Below are 525 nucleotides of genomic sequence, written 5' to 3' on the forward strand. Positions count from 1 at the left end.
TGTAGCCGCGATCTTTAACTTGTTGATCTAGGTAAGGTTTGTGTTGGAAAGCGTTCGCGTCTACAGAGCCGTCATCTAGCGCAGCGTTTGGTGTTACGTAGTCCGTGAACGTAACCAGTTCAACGTCTAGGTTGTACTTTTCTTTCGCTACTTTTGCCGCTACTTCAGCAACTTGCGCTTCAGCACCTGCAATTACGCCAACTTTTACCTTGTTTACGTCCACTTCTTTATCGCCACAACCCGCTAGAACAAGAGCAGAAGCAGCAGTTGCTACAGTCAAAAGACCTTTAAGGCTAAATTTCATGTTTATCTCCTTATAATATGTATTTTCAATGCTTATCGGTGGTCTACACGGCGCACCACTGCGTCACCGATAGACTGAATAATTTGTACTAGAACAATCAACATCACAACGGTTACTGCCATGATAGTAATGTCGTAACGGTGGAAGCCGTATCGGATGGCTACGTCACCGAGGCCGCCGCCGCCAACCGTTCCTGCCATCGCAGAGTAGCTCACTAATGT

At 46.7% G+C, this 525-nt stretch carries 1 protein-coding gene and 1 pseudogene; both read right to left on the reverse strand.

From position 1 onward, the window contains the following. Positions 1-304: MetQ/NlpA family ABC transporter substrate-binding protein (locus R7Z49_RS27455; RefSeq protein WP_318112826.1), on the reverse strand; the 304-nt coding region annotated here is incomplete at its 3' end. Between the two features lie 32 nt (positions 305-336). Then, positions 337-525 (reverse strand): annotated as a pseudogene (locus R7Z49_RS27460) (methionine ABC transporter permease); the annotation flags it as partial.

This window comes from Vibrio sp. 1562 (genome assembly GCF_033340155.1).
GTDB lineage: Bacteria > Pseudomonadota > Gammaproteobacteria > Enterobacterales > Vibrionaceae > Vibrio > Vibrio alginolyticus.